The following is a 20,234-nucleotide window of genomic DNA, read 5'->3' as shown; positions in this document are numbered from 1 at the left end:
ATGATCGAACATATATCAAGTTTCTTCCGCAATCTGAACGAGACTGCGGGCTTGAACTTTATCGTCTTCTATGACGACTACGAGTTCAGCCGCTTTCTTGAAGGGGCGTTGATTTCACTGCGGCTTATGGCGTTTTCCATCTTGCTGTCGCTGGTGATCGGCGTGTTGGGAGCTTGGGCACAAACGTCAAAAAGCGCGATAATTCGCGTGGCGGTTGATGCTTATATCCAGGCGTTTCGAAATACACCTCCGATGATCCAGCTTTTGTTTTTCTACTTCGGTCTGGGTGCGTTCACGCCAGCCGTTGACATGGGGGGATATTACGAGCCCATTATCTCTTCTTTTGGGTGGGCTGTAATCTCGCTTGGTATCTTTGGTGGGGCGTTCAACGTCGAGATATTCCGGGCTGGCCTGGAAGCCGTTCCTGAAACGACAAAAGAAGCGGCTGAAAGCCTCAGCTTTTCGAACTGGCAAATCTATATGTATGTGACACTTCCACTGGCGTTTCGCATTAGCCTGCCAGCTTTGACGAATAACCTAGTGAGTTTGGCCAAAACAACCTCGCTTGCTTATGTTATCGCCGTTCCAGAAATGACCTATGTCCTCAATCAGGTTTGGTCGGACAACATCAACGTGCCTGAGATGATCCTCGTGCTTTTTGTGTTCTATGTCGCGGTTGTGAGTATCCTCGCCTGGGGCCTCCACGCTCTCGAACGCCGTTTGGCACTACCGGGGTATGGACATGAATAAGCGCGCTTTCACAATTGTTCCTTCGCATTACGGCGTAACGGCATTCTCTAGCGCTCTGTCGTTGCGATACGGAATTGTTCTCGTTGCAATGTTTTTCGGATCATTGTGTGTCGCTTATGCGCAAACAATGAATGCCGGAACGCCGACTGCAGTCGAGACACTTTTCGGGTGGGTTCCATTCATCTTGCGTGGCTTCTTGCTGAACCTCTATATGAGTTTTTTAGCGATGGCCTTGGCGACGGTTCTCGGAATTCTGCTCGGTCTCATGCAGATCAGCTTGTTCTGGCCGGTAAGAGCCATTGCGCGCCTGGTGACGCATCTCCTGAGAAACTCGCCTTGGCTCGTTATTCTCTTCATCGCCATGTATATGATGCCAGAGGATTTTGGTCTTCCGGGCGGGATTGTGATACCGTTTCCTGGCTGGATGAAAGCAACCGTCGCTTTTGCGCTGCCCGTCATGGGCAACATAAGCGAGATCGTCCGTGGGGCGGTTCGATCCATTCCGTCGGGGCAGTGGGAATCGGCCGAAAGTCTTGGCTTTACCCGTGTTCAGACACTTTGGAACATCATATTGCCACAGAGCTTCCGGCGTTCAATACCTCCATGGATGAACTGGTACGCGCTACTTACGCTCTCCACTCCGATGGCCTCTATTTTCAGCGTCAGAGAGTCTGTTGCCAACGCACAGGCTGCAATGGAAGCGTCGGGCGGACGGCCGGAATTTCTCTTTCCGTTCTATCTGTTCCTTCTCTGTCTGTTCTTCGCGTACATCTATCCAATCGCGCTTCTGACAAGGAAACTGGAGAAAAGATATGCTGCATAAAGAAAATATCGATGCACCCCCTCTGGTTTCTCTAAAGGACGTGCACAAGGCGTATGGCGATCTGGAAGTTATCAAAGGGATCAGTCTTGATGTTCGCAAAGGTGAGGTGATCTGCATCATCGGTCCGTCGGGTTCGGGCAAATCGACTCTCATACGTTGTATCAATGGTCTAAGCCCAGTGCAGAAGGGCTCGATAATCGTCGCCGGGCAGGAGGTGAATGATCCCAAGCTCGACAAGCTCGCATTGCGGCGAAAGGTCGGAATAGTCTTTCAGCAGTACAATCTGTTTCCGCATAAGACGGTTTTGCAGAACGTCATGATGGCGCCGATCAAGGTCCTGCGTGAACCAAAACAGGAAGTTGAGGAACGGGCGCATGCTCTGATTGCAAAAGTCAAACTTACTGGCAAGGAAAATCAGTATCCCGGCCAGCTGTCAGGTGGTCAGCAGCAGCGCGTCGCCATCGCGCGAAGCCTGGCCATGCGTCCTGACGTTATGCTTTTCGATGAAGTTACCGCAGCGCTCGATCCTGAAACCGTCAAGGAAGTATTGGCGACGATAAAGGAACTCGCGTCCGACGGGATGACCTGCATTCTGGTTACCCATGAAATGGGCTTCGCACGCGAAGTGGCCGATCACATCTACTTCACGGATCGAGGTGTGATCGTCGAGCATGCTCCACCGAAAGAGTTCTTTACCTCAGCCAAGGATCCTCGGACCCAACAGTTCTTAAGTCAGATATTCTAGCCGAAGTACGACACGACAATCATCAGTAGCATCAGGAACATGCTAGGCCGAGCGCCAGGTGTGAACGGGTTTCTATAAACCAAAGGGAAAAGCGATGTACCAGCAAGCCTCCAACGGTGTCAAAAATGACCCACTGCTGCAGCCGCTGAAAATCAAGCATCTTGAACTTCGCAATCGCATCATGAGCACCAGCCACGCGTGTGGTCTGGAGGTCAGCGGGCTGCCGCTTGAAGCCTATCAACGGTATCATGAAGAAAAGGCCAAGGGTGGAATAGCCCTGTCGATGTTCGGTGGATCCTCCAATATCGATATCGATTCTCCGAATGTCTTTCGGCAACTGAATGTTGGAACAGATGACATCATCCCACATTTTCAGCAGTTTGCCGAGCGTATGCACCGCCACGGTGCAGCGCTCATGTGTCAGATAACACATCTTGGCCGACGCGGCGAAAGTTATGGCGGCGATAGGCTGGCGATGATTGCGCCGTCGCCCCTCCGTGAGACGCTTCATCGCAGCATACCCAGAGAGATGGACGACCATGATATTAATCGCGTTGTGAAGGCATTTGCTGCTGCGGCGCTGCGATGCAAGGAGGGAGGGCTGGACGGCATCGAAACGCATGCTGGTGGTCACATGATAGGGCAGTTCCTGTCTCCGATTTCCAACCGCAGAACCGATCGCTTTGGCGGATCGCTCGAAAACAGAATGCGGTTTCCGCTGATGGTGCATGAAGCTATCAGAAAGGCCGTGGGTGATGATTTCGTCGTTGGTATCCGCATGGCAGTGGATGAAGGACCCGATGGCGGCATGGGTTTCGAGGAATCTCTGAAGGTTGCACAAGCACTTCGCAATATTGGCGGGATCGATTTTTTCAATGCGATTTATGGCATGATGGACACGACCCGTGGTCTCGCGGAAGACGCTATGCCTGGAATGGGATCGCCGCTTGCACCTTGGGTCGAGCCGGTCGGACGTTTCCGCCAGGAGCTCGATATTCCGGTATTCCATGCCGCACGTATTTCCGATGCTGCTTCCGCCCGATACGCTATCCGCGAAGGCAAAATGGATATGGCGGGCATGACCAGAGCGCAGATCGCTGATCCATACCTTGCAAGTAAAATAGCGTCGGGACGAGAAAGCGAAATCCGGCCATGCGTGGGCGCTACACATTGCCAGTCGCCGCATCGTCCCGCGTGTCTTCATAATCCGGCAACGGGAAGAGAAACAGTCCTGCCTCAGGTCTTTACTAAAACCGAAAGCGCCAAACGTAAGGTCGTCGTGGTTGGCGGGGGGGCCGCAGGCCTTGAGGCCGCCAGAATATGCGCGGAACGGGGTCATGAGGTTTCGTTGTTTGAAGCGGCATCCGATTTCGGCGGTCAGCTTCTTCTTGGCGCGAAGGGTTCGTGGCGTGGTGACCTCATCGGCATCGTTGAGTGGCGCGTGGCTGAACTTAATCGTCTCGGCGTGTCCCTCCAAACGAATGCTTATCTTGATGAAAATGAAATCCTGGCGCTGAATCCTGATGTTGTCTTGCTGGCAACGGGCGGCATGCCGCAAATTGATCTTCTGCACGGCGGTGATCTATGCGTTTCGACGTGGGATATCCTGGCTGGTCAGTCCAAGCTATCGGGTGAAGTTCTCGTCGTTGATGGCACCGGGCGACATCCGGCTCCGCTGGCGGCCGAGAAGGCCGTTGGCTTTGGGGCCAAGGTCCAATTCGTCACCATAGACGCCCAAATCTGTGAAGAATTGACTTATGCCGAACGTTTACGCTGGAAAAAGCTATTTCTGAAATTTGGCCTTTATCCCAAAACCGAAACACGTTTGACGGAAGTCCACCGCCAGGACAACCGACTGATCGCAACGCTTGTGAACGATATTACGCGAGAAACAGAAACAATTGTGGTCGATCATGTTGTTGTGGAGCAAGGAAGTGTTCCGTCCAACGAAGTTTTTGAAGCGCTTCGATCCAGTTCTTCAAATGACGGTGTTACCGACTTGCGCGCTATGGTTGACGCCACGCCTCAGCCTATCCGCGAAAGACTTGGATTTGAGCTTCACCGGATAGGAGATGCTCTTGCCAGTCGGAACATTCACTCCGCGATGTTGGACGCAATAAGAATATGCAGCTCGCTTTGAGAATTTTGGGAGCGTATTCAGCGTCCGAATTTATCCAGCAGTTGATACCATGCGGCTACTGTACGGACGGCTGGCGCTCTCATCGAGAAAAATGGAATATCTACCGGTTTCTGGCGCCGCATCAGCGCCAGATCAGGCTTTTCGCCTTGCAAAAGATCAATCGCGTAGCGTCCCAGAAGGCTCGACATCGCGATTCCCGTTCCATTGTAGCCGAGCGAAAAGCCAATATTCTTATCGATCAACCCGATTTGTGGAAGACTGTCCATCGTCATGGCAACAAGCCCCGACCAGCGATTGACGATCCCGTAGTCTTTCAACTGCGGGAAGATATCAGACATTGCTCTTTCAAGGGTCGCATAGGCGGCCATGGAGTCATTTCTGCCGAATGCGCCCCTACCGCCAAAAAGCAAGCAGTCTCCGCTACGTCGGAACCATCGCATCATTCTTCGCGTCTCGCTGTAGCTCCGATTGTTGCAAAGAATTTCATCAAAAACAGAACTGGGCAACGCTTCCGTCGAGATGATCGCACTCCTGAACGGTATGATGGTCTTACGCACATTGCCGGTGACAGGCGTGATGTCGGAATAGGCATTCGTTGCGATCAGAATCTGTTTGCACCTGATCGATCCGAATTTTGTACAAACGAGTTTTGCCGGGCCTTCTTCCGCGATGCGAAGAGCGGGACTATTTTCGTAAATGAGGCCTCCGGCCAAAAGAACGGCGTTGGCCAAACCCCGGCAGTAACTAAGAGGATGTATAGTGCCAGCATGGGAGTTCAAAACTCCTCCATAGAAGCGCGTACTTCCGGTCTCTGCCGCAACCTCATTCGCATCAAGCACTGTGATGCTCGTATCGCCGAATATGTCCCTGATTGTCTTCGCTTCTTCCACGAGCGCCGCGAAGGCGGCCTCGTTATGCGCACAGCGAATGTTCCCGGTTTTCGCCAGATTCGCTTCTCGGATCTGAAATCGCTCGACATAGCTTTCAACGCAATCCATGGCTTTGTGACCGAGCGCGTTCATGCGTTGAGCGACTTGCCTGCCGTGAGTTTGCGCCATGACGCTTAGTGATACACGATACTTCGTTGATACCACGCCGCCATTTCTTCCTGATGCGCCGAAGCCGACTTCTTCTGCTTCGAGAACAACAGGTTTCAAACCAAGTTCAATTGCTCTTACGGCGGCCGACAAGCCTGTATACCCACCTCCGATGATGACCAAATCAGCGGCAATGTCGTCCTGCAATGTCTTGCAGTTCAGAGGTGGTGTTGCAGTCTCACGCCACAAAGATCGGGGTAGGCCGAGTTCTCGCATCTGGAAAATACCTGGGCTTATTTACAAGTTATTTTCTCTCGCTTTCGACAGCATCGGCGAGTTCTCGCAGGGTCGAGAAATGGAAGTCCGGCGTCGTCACTACTTCCGGAACAGGCGTTCCACCGAAACCCTTGAGACCCTTTCGGCGCTCGATCCAGCAGACTTTGTATCCAAGCTCTTTAGCGACGCCTATATCGTGGTACTGGCTCTGGGCAACATGCAGGATTTCATCCTGCTTGAAACCAAATGCCGATTGGCGCCCAAGATTGTAGGAAAAGAAGCGTGGATCCGGTTTTGGATACCTTGCATCGTCAGCAGTGACGCTGTCGTGAAACGGGTTGCCGAGCTTGTTCGAATTGGCGCTGAAACCGACACGATCATAATTGGTCATCGCAACAAGTCTAAAATGCCTACGCAATCGTCTGAGCGCTTCAGCGGAATCCTCGAATGCGGGAAATTCAAAGAAGTGGCTATGAAATTTGTCACCCGCGGCGCTGTCGTCCGACAGCCCAAGTTCTTTCGCAGCGTAGAGATAAACTTCGCGCATGACCTCGCTTGCGCGGCCCGGAAATTTCTCCCTTGCTTTCAGATAGGGCTGGAAAATCTGATCATCACTCAGCGTCTTCGCGGCCGCTCCGCCTGCGGCGCGAAAACCATCCAGAATACCCTTCTCGAAGTCGATGCAGGTTCCGACGATATCAAAAGTCAGAACTTTAAAATTTTCGAAGGCCATGAAAATTGTTTCTCCTATTCCGGGCACAAGCCAGTTGTCTGGCTACATTGGGATACTTGAGACAAATCCATCAATTCCAAAAATAATCACCTCTGGGGTTACATTTTGTAATGTCACATATTCGACGGCTCCTTCCCTCGCTCAACGCACTCGTCGCCTTCGAAGCGGCAGTCCGATGCGGAACATTTGCAAACGCGGCACGGGAACTTGGGGTTACAAGTCCCGCAGTCAGCCGCACCATCGGGCGTCTGGAGCTTCATCTCGGAATGCAGCTTTTCAAACGAACGCCGATGGGAGCAGAACTGACGGAACAAGGAGGTGATCTTTTTGCGGAAGTCTCGAAGAGCTTTTCAAACATTGAACGTGTTTTGGCTGGACTAAGACAAAATGCGCAAACGAAGCGACGCACGCTGCGAATATCAGTCTCAGGGGCTTTCGCTACGCATTGGTTTATGCCGCGGATGAACCAATTCCAAGCGCTGTTTCCTGATGTAGACATTCAGTGGCAACTGATCATCGGGCCGCTCGATTGTCCGGTTAACGACGCGGATATCGCGATGCGGTTCGATCCGAAAGTGGATGACCGGTATCGAATTTTTCCACTTATGCCAGAGATTCTGCTGCCTGTGCGATCTCCGGCCTTCGATTTCAATTCGAAACAGTCCCAGTCGGGTTTGAATCAGGTGATTACTCTTAGCGGGTCACAGTTCAGATGGGCAGATTTGTATTCCGTTGATGCACTGACAGAGATAGCCCGGGAACTTCAATTCTCGGATTACAATGTCGTTGTACAGGCCGCGCTGATGGGACAAGGCAACGCTATCGGCTGGTTAAGTGTGGTGTCAACCTTGCTGGCCAACGGCTCGCTCGTTCCATCGCATCCTGTTGTGGTTTCGACTGGCCGAAGCTGTAATCTAGTGACTTCGATCAAAACGGATGAATGGTTCATTCGCGACATTTGCGACTGGATCATCGATGAATATCGACGGGATGTGAGAGAGATTAACAAAGCATACGAAGGACTGATCAGCGAATTCTGAGATTCGCCGCCCGTAGCGGCAATCCAAACTTCGCTGTCGCTTTGATCAAAAAGTAAATGGTCGCGGGTTTCTATCCGATGCGCGTATGATGTGCTCTTGACTGGCAATCAGGTGGTTGTGCCGACAGCTCATTATGCCCACTTCAGCACATTTTTTGGCCGTACCGGACTTTCTGCTTCCGGCCCATTCAAGACCGTGTCACCCGTTCGAGATCATCAAAACGGCCGATCATGCGGATGGCGTTATACTCTTTTTAACTGTGAAAGGGCTCATAAAGAGCAGCGCCAGCTTTGAGGGCCGCTAGCTTGAGCCGCTTGTCTCGAGTCCAAAGGGATGTGCGCTGATCAAGTAGGACAGAAGCGAGCAAGTGAGCATCCGTGTAGCCAATACCCATGCTAAAAACGCTATGCCTCTCAATGAGAGTCATAACCTCGTCGTGGGTTGCTACGATAGTCTCACGCTGTGCGCGGAGAAAAGTTAACACAGCGGTCCTGTCGCGTAGGCTGCCCAAAGCAAGCTCGCCAATAACTGCCGGATGGCAAAGCAGAAGATCGTTACCAATAATTTTTACAAGATCGTTATCACCTCGGCGGAAATGATCAATCCAAATGGAAGTATCTGCTAGTATCACTTATTCACTGAGCTCCGACGGCGGGGGGCGGCTTCAGCGTCCGGCATGGTACCTCCAAGAGCGATAAGCCGTTTACCAGTCTCGACGCGCACGAGTGCTTCTAACGCTTGGCGGACCAAAGCGGCTGTCTCCTTTGTGCCCGTCAGGGATCTGGCTTTTTCCAAGAGATTATCATCAAGATTAATGGTTGAACGCATAAAACTACCTCCTGCAGTTGAGTTAATTTATCACCAAATGGTGCTAATTTCAACACTTGGGTTGTCACTCTGATTTACATGCGTGGCTATCGTAAGTTGTTATGAGGAGGCTCGGCATTCTCACACTTCTGACTGGCAATCTAATGGAAGAATTGGCAATCAGACGTGAACCCCTCAGACGCTTTCAACCCGCAAAACCGCTAGGATATTCTATCCAAGAACGGAGTTGATGGCCGCTGCGACTGCTGAATTGCTTATGGGCTTGCGCACGATGGTTACGTCGCGAAGCTTTTCGGGGATGAGCACCCTGTCGCTATAGCCTGTCGTAAAAAGAAAAGGGATTTTCAGCTTTAGAAGCAATTCGGCGATATTTTCCGAAGTACGGTCTCCCAGATTAAAATCGAGAATTGCAAGATTGGGTTTGGAACGTTCAATCATCTCGAATGCCTCAGGCGCACTCGAGGCAAGATGAATATGCTCGGCGCCCAATTTTCGTAAGGTGTTTTCCATATCAAGGGCAATCAGGCTCTGATCTTCGACAACCAGAATCTTCATTCCATTGATGTGGGTTTTCTCGACAATGTCTTTTGGAATATCTGCCGTGATCAACTCGTCGTTTAATTGCGTCACATATACAGATGGAACAGAAAACTGCGCCTGAAGCCCATCCCGGTGGTATTCGATTTTGACTTTTCCCCGGAGGTCGTATTCGAAAGAATTTCTTATCAGCTTGCTACCGAATCCCGTTCGTGACGGCCACGTAACGGATGGCCCATTGGCTTCGTTCCAGAATACTTCGCAATCACCGGATGCTACCAGTTTCCACCTGATTTTCAGGCGTCCATTCGGAACCGAAAGCGCGCCATATTTCGCAGCATTTGTCATCATTTCGTGGAAGACCATGGCGATAACGCCAAATGCTCTTTGATCGAGATGGACCGGTGGACCTTCCAGAGTTATGCGACCGGGTGTGTCAATATAAAGATTGACTTCGGTTTTGAGCAAACTTGCTAGCGAACCGCCGTTTTCGCCGTCCAAAGACTGGTCGTGAGCTGATGCGAGTGCGCGTAATCGCCCTTCAAGCGTTTGAGCGTAGTCAGCAACATTCGCAGCGTTGGCTCCCGTCTGAAGCGCAATCGACTTGACCAGAGAAAGAATGTTCTTAACGCGATGATTGAGTTCGGCGTTCAAAACCCGACGTCGCTGTTCAGTTTTCGCTCTTTCCTGTTCAGACAGTTCATTTTGCCGAAGGATGACGTCGCGTAAGTAAGTGCCAATCGACTGCGCTACTGAGAGATCTGTAGTGGTCCAGGGCGTTGAACGCCCACGAACTTCTTCCCGCCAGGTATAGAAGCTGCCTCTGGGCGTTAATCGGGTACCGAAAGGTGTTTCGACAGTAGTCTTCACCGGCTCTCCCGCCCATTCGATGGCGTGGGCCTCCTCATTGCGGAACAGTACAAGATAATCACTGAACGCCATGGAAAGTGGAATTGCGAGCATGCCTGCAACGCTTCCGGCGTAGTCGGCCAAGTGGGTTCTGATTTCCTGGCTTGCCCAAAGCTCGCGTGGAGATTCATCGCCTGCAACTTTGAGTAGTTGGCGCGTTTGATGTTCGTTGAGCGTATCGCCACGTTGAAGCCACTGCCCGTTCATCAACAATGCAGCCCCGTTGCCTGCAACCAATTCGGGAAACCGGCTGAGTTGTTCCCCCAGACTGTCGCGAATTTCATCACCGATACTCAGTTGCGACACAATAGTGTCGAGCTTGGTTCGTGCGTCTGCTGTGATCTGCAGTGTTTTTCGTCTGTCACAATCGGCTATATGTAGCGAAAAATACTGCCCGAACAGTTCAGCTCCTATGCGCAGAGGAAGAGGGGTGACTTTCTGACTGTCGTGATGACAGGAAATCAGGCCCCATAGTTCACCATCAACAACAATCGAAATCGACAATGACGCGGAGACACCCATATTCTGCAGGTATTGGCAGTGGATCGGGGAAACACTGCGCAACTGCGCAAAGGACATGTCGACAGCAGGTTCGTCTGCTGCAAGTGAGGGACAAAGTGCAACGGGCTGATAGGATGTGTCGGAAATCATCCTGATTGTATTGACAAGATAGAGACGTCGAGCCTGGAGGGGTATATCCGATGCAGGAAAATGCTGTCCCATGAAGCTGCCAAGCGCGGGTGATTTTGCCTCCGCAATGACGCGACCTGCTCCGTTATGGAGAAATTGATAGATCATCACACGGTCGTAACCCAGCATGGCCTTGACGAGGCGCGCGCCCGTTGCAGCGACCCTCTCTACTGTTTCCTCGCGACCAATGCGATGGATGACGCTACGCGTGAGATCAAGTGCCTGCCGGGCACTTTGCCCTCGATCCGCGCAGGGCTCTATTTCGACAAAAGTCTTTCCCAGATGCGTGTGGATCACAGCGTCAAAAAGCGTGGATTTGCCTGGAAAGCGAAGCCCAAGTACCACTGAGGATAAGCCCGGCTCTCTCGCTTTGGCCGCGGCGTTACGGAAATCATGCGCATTTTTCTCGCCAACAATCAAAGAAATGTCGGTGCCAGGGATCAAATCCCCTCGATAGCCCGTTATGCATGGAATATTAGCAGAAGCAAAAAGGAAATTTTGGCCAGACTGATCCATAACGAGCATTGCGCCGTGCGGTTGGATCGAACCAGGAATGTGGATTGGTTCGAGATCACAATTGGTGAGATTAACAGGTTCGGACATATCCATTGCGGCAGAACTTTCCGGACTTAACCGTTCGTGAGCGCACCTTTTGCAGGATTGCTAAACTATCTGAGAGCTGAAAACGGCTAGACGTTGTGACCGCTGACAAACGAAAATATCCGTTGAGATGGTATTATCAACGATGGAGCATGAAAACAAACCCGTCTTTTCAATGGGTTAGGTTAATTGCGTCTAAAAGTAACATAGACCGAAAGGATCGTCCGTCCACTATTGGACACAACGGCCGCGAAAAGAGGAACTCGACTGTATGAATTTAACATCGACCCACGAGATGTCGGGCAATTTGCTTCTGATGATGCTCAATGAGGAAGACCGACAAAAGCTGCTGCCCCATACGGTCTTCTACGAACTTGAGGCGGAGGCTGTTTTGCAGAAGGCCGGAGACGATGTTGTTCACACTTGGTTTCCGTGCGGATCCGCGTTGGCGAGTTTTCAGCGCTGGGTCGACGAAGACAACAGCGCTGTCGAGATTGCGTTGATCGGGAGGGAAGGGGCTGTAGGAGGTATTGTGTCGAACGGCAGTTTACCCGCCTATGCCACTGCCATCGTTCGTAACTCGGGAAGTTTTATCAGGATCAAAACGGCTGCACTCGAACAGTTGAAGCTGGATTCCATCTCGCTTCGGCACTGGTTTGCGCGCTATTCCGATTGCCTGATGGCACAGGTATTTCAAACAGCTGCGTGTAACGCGACCCATACGATAACACAGCGAACCGCCAAATGGCTGCTGTCAGCGGCAGAACGAACTGGCACAGATCAGTTTGAAATGACGCACGATCAGTTGTCGGAAATGCTTGGAGTTGGCAGGACATTTGTAACGCGCATTGTCGGTCAATTGCGCAATGAGGGCATCATTGTCACCAGGCGCGGGTTATTTATCATTAAGGACAAGAGCGCTTTGAAGCGCAAATCGTGCAAGTGCACACAGGAAATCGAAGAGCATTACGATGCAGTAATGCATGGAATTTATTCATAAAGATAATATTTAGTCTTGGCCCGTGTAACAAATTATGGAAAATTTTGCTAATGAATCAACGCACCGTCCTGCAACGTCGTTGGGATTTGAAGGCGGCTACCGCTCCCTACCACGAACGGATTGACAGGCTTGTTTCGTTTTATGGCATGTTCATTTCGTTGGACGCCTACAGGAAATATCTGGAAGCCACCTGGCGTAGCAGAGTGGCGTTGGAAACATTGCTGGATGTCAGTGACCTGAGACGAGTATTCTCAGATTGGGACAATCATAAAATTCAATCTGAACTTCAAATGGATTATGCGGATCTGTCGGACGGGGAAGAACCGAAGAAGTCGGAATTGCAGTTCGACGCAGGGGCGCCTGTTGATCTGCCTTCAGCGATTGGTACGCTATACGTGCTTGAAGGTTCCGCTTTGGGGGCAACAGTGCTCATCCACAAGGCGCGATTGCTTGGTCTCGGCGCCGGGTACGGTGCGCGACACCTGGCAAAGCAGGTCGGAAACCTGGCCGGTTGGAAGAAGACGGTTGCTTTGCTTCAAACCATGTCGCTCGACAAAAAAGATGAAGAACGGTGCTTCGAAGCCGCGATTGACAGCTTTCGCACGTTTGAGATCAATTACGAGAAAGCGTTTGGTGAGCCATAAGATCGCGAGCAAAATAGGAGCTTGCTGAGCTGCTATGAATTCACTGAGCTGATGCGTGATTTATTGCTAAAAGGTCAGAGTTCGAGAGTGCTGCTTGCGATGACGCCCTACATTTGAAATCTGGTGTGATCCAGATTAAATCTGTTTGCGTATAATCCTGATGAACACAAAAGTTTCGTTCCTCTCGCAACAGTGGCACATGGAAGCTCAGCATAATTTACAGGTTCTGGCTTCGCTACATCTGAGCGGATGGGGTTTAATACGGATGAATGGACAGACCGCACCTGAAGATCAGCCCTCAATGGAGGAATTGATGCTGGCGGTCAGTTCCCGACGCGACGTGGACGCTTTCGAGGTGATTTTCAAGCATTTCGCACCCCGGGTGAAGACTTATATGGCCAAACTGTCTGCTGATACGCAAACAGCGGAAGAATTAATGCAAGAGACCATGATTGCAGTCTGGAACAAGGCAGATCAGTTCGATGTTGCCAAAGGAGCCTTGTCGACCTGGATTTTCACCATCGCACGAAACCAGCGCATCGATGCAGTGCGACGCGCCCGGCGCCCGGAGTTCGACCCAACCGATCCGGCCTTTGTGCCCGATGCGGAACAGCCCGCTGACTTGAGGATTGCCGAACGGCAATCCGCCAGCCAGTTGCGCGCGGCAATGGCTGACTTGCCGAAGGAGCAATCCACCTTGCTTGAACTCGCTTATTTCGAGGAAAGCACGCATAGCGCCATCGCAAAGAAGCTGAACCTCCCGCTTGGCACGGTTAAATCCCGCCTGCGGCTGGCATTCAACAAATTGCGCGCTGCGCTCGATAATTCGGGAGCGCACTGATGGATATCAAGCATCATCTGAGCGACGAACTCCTTTCAAGCTATGCTGCAGGCACGTTGGCCGAGGGTTGGAGTATCGCGGTCGCCACTCATATTGCGCTCTGCCCGGCCTGCCGTTCAAGGCTCAAGCAGTTTGAACAGATTGGCGGGCAGCTTCTTGACGCGGTTGAGCCACAGAAACTCGAAGCATCCACATGGGATAGTTTCAAGGACAGGTTGCAGAAGACACAGCAATCAATGGAACATTCGGCACCGCGCTTCGAGATAAAGCAGCCTGCCGTGATACCGGAACCGCTGCGATCCTATGTCGGTGGCGATTTGCCGGACCTGAAATGGAAATCGCTTGGCCGGGGTGCCTATCAGGTGCCAATCGAGACAGGCGACAGCGAAACGCAGGTTCGCCTTTTGCGAATTCCAGCGGGGAAGCCGGTGCCAGAACATGGGCATGGCGGTCGCGAACTGACATTGGTGTTGAGCGGTAGTTTCTATGATGGAACCGGGCTTTTTGCGCGCGGTGATATTGAGGAAGCGGATGCTGATCTCGTGCATCAGCCGATTGCCTCACCGGATGGCGATTGCATCTGTCTTGCGGTGACTGACGCACCGCTCAAATTCCAGAGCTGGCTTATGCGGCTCGTGCAGCCATTGATCGGCATCTAAAGAAAAGGCGGCATATTTGCCGCCTTTTTCATTAGTTCAACACGACAATTGCCGCATTCAACGCTGTCGCCAGCGATAGCCATATGAGGTATGGCACGAATAGCAGCGCCGAGATGCGATCTGGTTGCCACGCGCGAATGATAAACAAAAGCACGCAAAACCAGACGCCGATGATTACGACAAGCCCCAGCACGGTCATGTGAGCGCCGAAGAAAATAGGCGTCCAGATGAAGTTCAATACCATCTGGCCAAACCACAGTCCGCGCCGCTTCCACCCACGATCGCTTATCCATGTGTGCCAGCCTGCAATGGCAATGAAGATATAAAGTATCGTCCAGATGGGGCCAAAGGCTGCGTTAGGCGGGGTAAACCAAGGCTTTTGAAGCGCTGCATACCATTCGCCCGGCGGGAAACCGATACCGATTGCCATTCCTACAACAATGATGACGAAGACGAAGACGGCCAAAAGACCCCATCTTTGCATATGCTTACTCCAACCTAGCCGCTGCTCCGCGACGTAACCCAATAGCCAATATAGGCTGACGCGGCAGACAGGACAGTGCCCCAGACCACGTCTGCGATTGTCAGGGTCCAAGACCAGTTTTTCAAAGTGGCCTGATTGGTCAGATCATAAGTCGCATAAGCGACGAATCCGAGAAGCGCACCGTGAACGAGCGTGACTGTACCACTACCGGCCAGAAGTCCGGGCTTGACCGCAAAGAAAACCAGTCCAAACACGAAAATCACATAGAAAACGACTGCTGGCGCGAGACGAAAACCTGGCGCAAGCATGTCGCCCATGACAGGGCGGTAAAACACGTTCGCCATGTTGGATAACCACACGGAGTCGATTGCCAGAAATGCAACCGCTGTCACCACATAGGCTATGAGATAATCTTTCATCGATAACTCGCTCTTACTTGATTCGGGTCCAGCCCACATTGCGACACAGGAGGCCAGCCAGAACGCAGCCATTGCTCGTCATGGTATCGCCGTCAACTTTCACGCTGATCTTGTAGGTGAGGTTACGTTGCGGATCGAAAGCTGTGCCAGAATATTGTCCGTTCGCAGTTTCGTTGATGCTCATCACCAGCCGGTCGCCGGTTTTCTCTTTTGGTGTTCCGGGCTTGATCCAGGTATTGGTGGCGCAGATATCCTCGCCGCATTCAGCAATTTTCACTCGCGCATTCCCATCCCCGCGCACCCAGTTGCCGTTGATCTCAGCCGCCTGCGCTGTGAAGGGAAACGACACTGTCATTATGCCAATCGTCAGTATCCATTTCATCGACGCTTCCTCCGTTAGTGGGGGGGTGAAGCCTAAGCATGTTCAATCGTGTAGAGCCCAACATTGATTGCACCTTCCTCAAACCCACCTTCGCAATAGCAAAGGTAGTATTCCCAAAGCCGTCGGAATTTAACGTCAAAGCCAAGCTTCGCGATTTCAGGCCAGTTGGCGATAAAGCGCTGACGCCATTCGGCAAGCGTAAGCGCGTATGAATGGCCGAAATGCTCGGTCTCCTTTAAAACCAAACCGGCCTTCGTAAGGTCGCGCTCAAGCACTTTATCTGACGGCAGAAAGCCCCCCGGAAAGATGAATTTCTGGATGAAATCGGCCTTGCGGCGATAATTTTCGTAGCGCGCTTCTTCTATTGAAATGACCTGCAGGACTGCTCTGCCGCCGGGCTTGAGACAGCGTTTCAGGGTTGTGAAATATTCCGGCCAATAGGCTTCGCCAACGGCCTCAAACATTTCGATTGATACAATGCGGTCAAACTGGCCCTGAACATCGCGGTAATCTTGCAAGCGAAGGTCAACGGCATCGCTGAGCCCTCCGTTTTCAACTGCGGCTTTTGCCCAAGCGAGCTGCGATGGCGACAGGGTTATTCCCGTCACATTGGCATTGTGACAGTTTGCGAGATAGCCCGCCAGGGCACCCCAGCCACAACCGATTTCAAGAATTCTTTCGCCGCCCTCAAGCGCCAGTTTTTCAGCAATACACTGCAACTTCTGCTTCTGCGCACTTTCAAGGCTATGGGTCGTCTCATTCCAGATCGCAGATGAATAAAGCATCGAAGGGTCGAGCCATCGGGCATAGAAATCATTGCCGAGATCGTAGTGGGCTTCGATGTTGCGCCGGCTGCCGCGGCGCGTGTTTGCATTGAGCAGGTGGCTGATACGGTTCAGCACCCGCATCCAGCCAGATCCGCGTAATGTGGATGTCAGCGTAACGCGATTGCGCGCCGCAAAGCGGATGACCGATGTGAGATGGGGTGATGTCCATTCGCCTTCGATATAGGATTGCGCAAAGCCAATATCCCCGCCCGTCAGCAGGCGACGCAGGCTGTTCCATTTGACAATTGCAATTTTGGCTTCCGGTCCGGGCAATAGACCATTAACAGCAATGACCTCACCGCCGGGCAGTGAAAGCACCAATCGCCCATGCTGGACCTGCTTCAGCAGCCGTTTCAACACGATAGTCGAAGGGCTGAAAGCTGGTCGTTCAGTCCGGCTTGATGCCGATAGTTGATGATACTCGTCGAGCTGGCTCATGCGGCCTTGTTCCTCTGCTGGGCGGTCTCGTTACGAACAGATGTGATGGAAATCTCTGGCCCTGCAGGTCTTCTGCGTAAACCGATGCCCTTCAACCATATTTTCAGCGCCTCCCAGTGAATGCCGCCAATCACTTTCAAGGTGAGAAACGGAATTGTAAGAAAGGCGCGTAGCAAGGCGGCGTCGCTCAATTCAACCCGGCGCGCCAGATGGCGGGCAGTCAAAAGCAGGCCTTCATCGTCAAAACTGTTGATGCGGATGGAAAGCCAGTCTGCGGGAGGCGTGACTTCAAACTCATATCGCAGCTTCATGTCCATGAAGGGCGAGACGTAAAATGCCTTGTCGCAGCTTTGTACGATGCGTCCGTTAACGCAGTTATGGACCGGGATCATATAGCCGTGGCGCTGGCGGAAAGTGTTATCAACTTCCCAAAGGATTGCCACAAGCTCACCACCACAATTATAGCAGAAGAAAACACTGAGCGGGTTAAATGCCCAGCCCGCAATACGCGGCATAGTGAGCAGGCGGATCGCACCGCCATCAGGCAGTATTCCGGCTGCCTCCATGGCACGTTCCACCTGCTCACGCAGCGGCAGAGCCGATCCATCGCCTCTGTCTTTCCTGTAGAAAGAAAACAGATTGAAACGGTCAAGTGAAAACAGCTTCAATTTGCGATCGAGGGCTTCCAGTTCATCAAGGTCGAGCAGGAGCGAGTAGATTTTATAGGCCAGTTTGTGAACCTTCGGTCGTAAACGCGCATGGGTCACATGACCGGGAAACAGTGCCGACTGGAAGCTCTCGGTCATGCCAGTGCCCTTTCCCGGAGAGGCAAACTCTGGCGAACGATGCGCCCACTTTCCTGCTCGACCAGCCATGGGCGGCGCATACCGCCCAGATCTTCTGCCACGGCGAGACCGGCCTGAAGGCCGTCCTCATGAAAGCCGGAGCCGAAATGCGCGCCGCAAAACCATGTCCGGCGCTGCCCTTGCAAGGACCAGATTTCTTTCTGCGCACGATCCGTTGCCATGTCGAAAATCGGATGTTCATAGATCTCGCGACGGATCACCAGTTCCTCGCGCGGTGCACGACAAGGATTGAGCGTAACAAAAGTCTCAGGCGCGTTGCCCAGCGGTTGCAGGCGGTTCATCCAGTAAGTAATGGATGGTTGCGTCGGGCCAGTGGCTGCGTTGGTAAGGTAATTCCAACTGGACCACGCCGCGCGACGTTTGGGCATCAGTGAAATATCGTTGTGCAGCACCGCTTCATTTCGTGAATATTGAAACGCGCCAAGAATGCGGCTTTCATCCCCGCTCGGATCGGCCAACATCCGCAAAGCCTGATCGGCATGCGTGGCAATCACAACATCGTCGAACACATGGGAAACGCTGTTTCCGTCGATCAACTCGACAGAATGCTCGGCACGTCGCACGGATTTGATCGGTGTTGAGAGCCTGATCCGGTCCGCGTAGGGCTTGGTGATCCGCCTTAGATATTCTCGGCTGCCGCCGGTTACCGTACGCCAGATTGGTCTGTCACGAAGAGCAAGAAGACCGTGATTACAGCAGAAGCGGACGAAGCTGGCAGCCGGATATTGCCCCACTTCCATGGCAGGGGTGGACCAGATCGCTGCCGCCATCGGATAAAGATGATCTTCACGAAAAGCCCGGCCATAACCATTGCGTGCAAGATAATCATCAAGCGAAATACCGCCCATGATACTCAGGTCTTTGGGTGCATTGCGATAAAATCGCAAGAGATCGCGGATCATCGACCAGAAGCGCGGGCTGACCAGATTGGAGCGCTGGGCAAAGAGGCCGAGGCCGGTACCGCCGGAATATTCGTAAGCGCCATTTCCGACTGAAACGGCAAACGACATGTTCGACGCGGCGGTTGGAACTTCAAGCGCGCGAAACAGGGCGGTCAGATTGGGATAGGTCACTTCATTATAGACAATGAAACCGGTATCGACGGCCACAGGACCGTGACTGCTCTCAAATTCTACAGTGTTGCTATGGCCGCCGATGCGGTCCGATGCTTCAAATAAAGTCACGTCGTGGCGTTGCGAAAGCAGCCATGCAGCAGACAATCCGGAAATCCCGCTACCGATAATCGCGATGCTGAGATGCTTAGGGCTGCCCGGACTGTTCGTGATATCCATAGTCCCTCTCTTCACCGCGGGTTGAGCTGCGTGTGTGCCGCATTTTCATCGTTTTACGTTTTGAGAAGAAGTTTGGTTCAGTCGGCGACCAAACTTTTTTAATTTTTTGCGCCGCTTAAGAAACCAACCAGTCAAAAAGAACGTATTGCATAAGGAAAAGCAAACTCCCCATTAAAGGTCCGCCATGCAACCCGGTCTGCTTTTAATTGTTGCCATCAGCCTGTCTGCCATCATGGCATTTGCCTGGGCGCTTGAACGAAAGACCGGCAAAAACGGCTGGATCGATGCCATCTGGTCGTTTTCGGTTGGGGCGGGCTCAATCATAGCCGTCATGCTTGCAGATGCGACCTGGCAACGGCGTTCAGTGATACTGATCCTCATTCTGGCGTGGTCTCTTCGCCTTGGCTTTCACATCGCCAAGCGCAGCATGGGCCATGGTGAAGACCCCCGTTATGCAAGGCTGATAAAAGAATGGGGCGAAAACGCATCCGTTCGCCTCTTCTGGTTTTTGCAGATACAGGCTCTCGCAGCCTTCATACTCGTTCTGGTAGTCTACATCGCAGCTGTAAGTCGCCCCGGTTTTCCATATTTCTGGGATATGGTCGGGATCGCAATCGTCGCCATAGCACTGACGGGGGAAGCGCTATCTGACGCGCAGCTTTCGCAGTTTCGCAAAACCTCGGAAGCCAAAACTGAAATTTGTGAAACCGGCGTTTGGGCCTATTCCAGACATCCAAACTACTTCTTTGAATGGCTGTTCTGGTGTGCGTGGCCGCTGATGGCAATCACCGCATCGTCATGGAGCTGGCTGTCGCTGCTTGCTCCGATCCAGATGTACTGGTTGCTGGTGCATGTCTCCGGCATTCCCCCGCTTGAAGAGCACATGCTGAAATCGCGCGGTGAAAAATTCCGCGCCCTGCAACATCGCGTCAATGCATTTTTTCTCGGGCCGCGAAAAGGCAAGGGAAGATCAAGGCGCTCGACATGAATATAGTGGCATCTGCGCGTCCGAAAATACGTTCTCCAACACATAAACCAAGGATCATTGAATGACCGCGAAAGCGCTTGTCTGGTTGCGCAACGATCTGCGCCGTGCTGACAATCCTGCCCTTCATGCCGCGTCGAAGCTGGGGGGGCACGGTCACGGCCCTTTTCGTACATGAAACCAATCCAAAATTGCGTGCACCCGGCGGCGTTGTCCGTTGGTGATTGGAGCAGAGCCTAAACTTGCTCGAGAAAAGCCTCAACCAACGAAATGTCGAATTGATTGTTGC

Annotated in this window: 22 protein-coding genes; 11 read left to right on the top strand and 11 right to left on the bottom strand. The window is 52.3% G+C overall.

The window, feature by feature from the left end:
* The 4 genes from ABDF71_RS19070 (at position 1) to ABDF71_RS19055 (ending at position 4,458) form a co-directional block, all read left to right on the top strand.
* Positions 1-750, top strand: a complete 750-nt coding sequence (locus ABDF71_RS19070) for an amino acid ABC transporter permease (protein WP_029928513.1) — start codon at positions 1-3, stop codon at positions 748-750.
* Positions 743-1,573, top strand: coding sequence for an amino acid ABC transporter permease (locus ABDF71_RS19065; RefSeq protein WP_029928511.1), 831 nt, complete (start codon positions 743-745; stop codon positions 1,571-1,573). The genes ABDF71_RS19070 and ABDF71_RS19065 overlap by 8 nt, the downstream gene beginning before the upstream one ends.
* Positions 1,563-2,318, top strand: a complete 756-nt coding sequence (locus ABDF71_RS19060) for an amino acid ABC transporter ATP-binding protein (RefSeq protein ID WP_029928509.1) — start codon at positions 1,563-1,565, stop codon at positions 2,316-2,318. Before ABDF71_RS19065 ends, ABDF71_RS19060 begins: the two co-directional genes overlap by 11 nt.
* Before the next feature lie 94 nt (positions 2,319-2,412).
* Positions 2,413-4,458 carry an oxidoreductase gene (locus tag ABDF71_RS19055; protein WP_114048301.1) on the top strand — a complete coding sequence of 682 codons (2,046 nt, stop codon included), beginning with the start codon at positions 2,413-2,415 and terminating at the stop codon, positions 4,456-4,458.
* A 17-nt stretch (positions 4,459-4,475) separates the two neighbouring features.
* Here the strand turns inward: ABDF71_RS19055 and ABDF71_RS19050 are convergent, their stop codons facing one another.
* Together ABDF71_RS19050 and ABDF71_RS19045 are read right to left on the bottom strand one after the other, a co-directional pair.
* Entirely contained in the window at positions 4,476-5,771 is a 1,296-nt protein-coding gene (locus ABDF71_RS19050; protein ID WP_029928505.1) for an NAD(P)/FAD-dependent oxidoreductase, read from the bottom strand.
* Positions 5,772-5,799: 28 nt separating this feature from the next.
* The gene (locus tag ABDF71_RS19045) at positions 5,800-6,504 is read right to left on the bottom strand and encodes an HAD-IA family hydrolase (protein WP_094515227.1); all 705 of its coding nucleotides are present in this window, start codon (positions 6,502-6,504) and stop codon (positions 5,800-5,802) included.
* 110 nt (positions 6,505-6,614) lie between these two features.
* Here ABDF71_RS19045 and ABDF71_RS19040 point away from each other — a divergent pair, with 110 nt between their 5' ends.
* Positions 6,615-7,544, top strand: a complete 930-nt coding sequence (locus tag ABDF71_RS19040; protein WP_258125148.1) for a LysR family transcriptional regulator — start codon at positions 6,615-6,617, stop codon at positions 7,542-7,544.
* Positions 7,545-7,797: 253 nt separating this feature from the next.
* On the opposite strand, the gene ABDF71_RS19035 is transcribed toward ABDF71_RS19040, so the two are convergent.
* The 3 genes from ABDF71_RS19035 to ABDF71_RS19025 form a co-directional block, all read right to left on the bottom strand.
* On the bottom strand, positions 7,798-8,175 hold the full coding sequence (locus tag ABDF71_RS19035) for a type II toxin-antitoxin system VapC family toxin (RefSeq protein WP_010660356.1): 378 nt from the start codon (positions 8,173-8,175) through the stop codon (positions 7,798-7,800).
* A complete protein-coding gene (locus ABDF71_RS19030; protein ID WP_010660355.1) occupies positions 8,172-8,372 on the bottom strand; it encodes a type II toxin-antitoxin system VapB family antitoxin in 201 nt (66 codons plus the stop codon). The genes ABDF71_RS19035 and ABDF71_RS19030 overlap by 4 nt, the downstream gene beginning before the upstream one ends.
* A 210-nt stretch (positions 8,373-8,582) precedes the next feature.
* A complete protein-coding gene (locus tag ABDF71_RS19025) occupies positions 8,583-11,117 on the bottom strand; it encodes an HWE histidine kinase domain-containing protein (RefSeq protein WP_010660341.1) in 2,535 nt (844 codons plus the stop codon).
* 307 nt (positions 11,118-11,424) lie between these two features.
* On the opposite strand from ABDF71_RS19025, the gene ABDF71_RS19020 reads away from it, so the two are divergent.
* The 4 genes from ABDF71_RS19020 to ABDF71_RS19005 all read left to right on the top strand — a co-directional run bounded on the left by ABDF71_RS19020 (position 11,425) and on the right by ABDF71_RS19005 (position 14,252).
* Positions 11,425-12,108 (top strand): Crp/Fnr family transcriptional regulator, encoded by a 684-nt coding sequence (locus tag ABDF71_RS19020; RefSeq protein ID WP_235693250.1) that lies wholly within the window; start codon positions 11,425-11,427, stop codon positions 12,106-12,108.
* Positions 12,109-12,158: 50 nt separating this feature from the next.
* Positions 12,159-12,752, top strand: coding sequence for a biliverdin-producing heme oxygenase (locus ABDF71_RS19015; RefSeq protein WP_051686662.1), 594 nt, complete (start codon positions 12,159-12,161; stop codon positions 12,750-12,752).
* A 265-nt stretch (positions 12,753-13,017) separates the two neighbouring features.
* On the top strand, positions 13,018-13,593 hold the full coding sequence (locus ABDF71_RS19010) for a sigma-70 family RNA polymerase sigma factor (RefSeq protein ID WP_226622780.1): 576 nt from the start codon (positions 13,018-13,020) through the stop codon (positions 13,591-13,593).
* Complete coding sequence (locus ABDF71_RS19005) at positions 13,593-14,252, top strand: ChrR family anti-sigma-E factor (RefSeq protein WP_010660337.1); 660 nt, start codon at positions 13,593-13,595, stop codon at positions 14,250-14,252. The genes ABDF71_RS19010 and ABDF71_RS19005 overlap by 1 nt, the downstream gene beginning before the upstream one ends.
* Positions 14,253-14,283: 31 nt before the next feature.
* Here the strand turns inward: ABDF71_RS19005 and ABDF71_RS19000 are convergent, their stop codons facing one another.
* The 6 genes from ABDF71_RS19000 to ABDF71_RS18975 are packed head-to-tail and all read right to left on the bottom strand — an operon-like array spanning position 14,284 to position 18,960.
* Positions 14,284-14,736 carry a TspO/MBR family protein gene (locus ABDF71_RS19000; protein WP_010660336.1) on the bottom strand — a complete coding sequence of 151 codons (453 nt, stop codon included), beginning with the start codon at positions 14,734-14,736 and terminating at the stop codon, positions 14,284-14,286.
* Between the two features lie 14 nt (positions 14,737-14,750).
* Positions 14,751-15,155, bottom strand: a complete 405-nt coding sequence (locus ABDF71_RS18995; protein WP_010660335.1) for a DUF2177 family protein — start codon at positions 15,153-15,155, stop codon at positions 14,751-14,753.
* Between the two features lie 13 nt (positions 15,156-15,168).
* Complete coding sequence (locus tag ABDF71_RS18990; protein WP_029928465.1) at positions 15,169-15,537, bottom strand: DUF2147 domain-containing protein; 369 nt, start codon at positions 15,535-15,537, stop codon at positions 15,169-15,171.
* A 32-nt stretch (positions 15,538-15,569) separates the two neighbouring features.
* Positions 15,570-16,802, bottom strand: coding sequence for an SAM-dependent methyltransferase (locus ABDF71_RS18985; protein WP_258125149.1), 1,233 nt, complete (start codon positions 16,800-16,802; stop codon positions 15,570-15,572).
* Complete coding sequence (locus ABDF71_RS18980) at positions 16,799-17,608, bottom strand: DUF1365 domain-containing protein (protein WP_029928460.1); 810 nt, start codon at positions 17,606-17,608, stop codon at positions 16,799-16,801. The genes ABDF71_RS18985 and ABDF71_RS18980 overlap by 4 nt, the downstream gene beginning before the upstream one ends.
* Positions 17,605-18,960: an NAD(P)/FAD-dependent oxidoreductase gene (locus ABDF71_RS18975; protein WP_029928458.1), complete on the bottom strand. Its 1,356-nt coding sequence runs from the start codon at positions 18,958-18,960 to the stop codon at positions 17,605-17,607. The genes ABDF71_RS18980 and ABDF71_RS18975 overlap by 4 nt, the downstream gene beginning before the upstream one ends.
* A 184-nt stretch (positions 18,961-19,144) precedes the next feature.
* On the opposite strand from ABDF71_RS18975, the gene ABDF71_RS18970 reads away from it, so the two are divergent.
* Together ABDF71_RS18970 and ABDF71_RS18965 are read left to right on the top strand one after the other, a co-directional pair.
* Positions 19,145-19,948, top strand: a complete 804-nt coding sequence (locus ABDF71_RS18970; protein ID WP_029928457.1) for a DUF1295 domain-containing protein — start codon at positions 19,145-19,147, stop codon at positions 19,946-19,948.
* A gap of 61 nt (positions 19,949-20,009) precedes the next feature.
* Entirely contained in the window at positions 20,010-20,123 is a 114-nt protein-coding gene (locus ABDF71_RS18965) for a deoxyribodipyrimidine photo-lyase (RefSeq protein ID WP_235819964.1), read from the top strand.
* Positions 20,124-20,234 lie beyond the last annotated feature (111 nt).

It is taken from the genome of Ochrobactrum sp. WV_118_8 (assembly GCF_039631535.1).
In the GTDB taxonomy this organism is placed as follows: Bacteria; Pseudomonadota; Alphaproteobacteria; order Rhizobiales; family Rhizobiaceae; genus Brucella; species Brucella anthropi.
The sequence above is the reverse complement of the archived record's forward strand: the minus strand, read 5'-3'. Positions and strand labels throughout refer to the sequence as shown.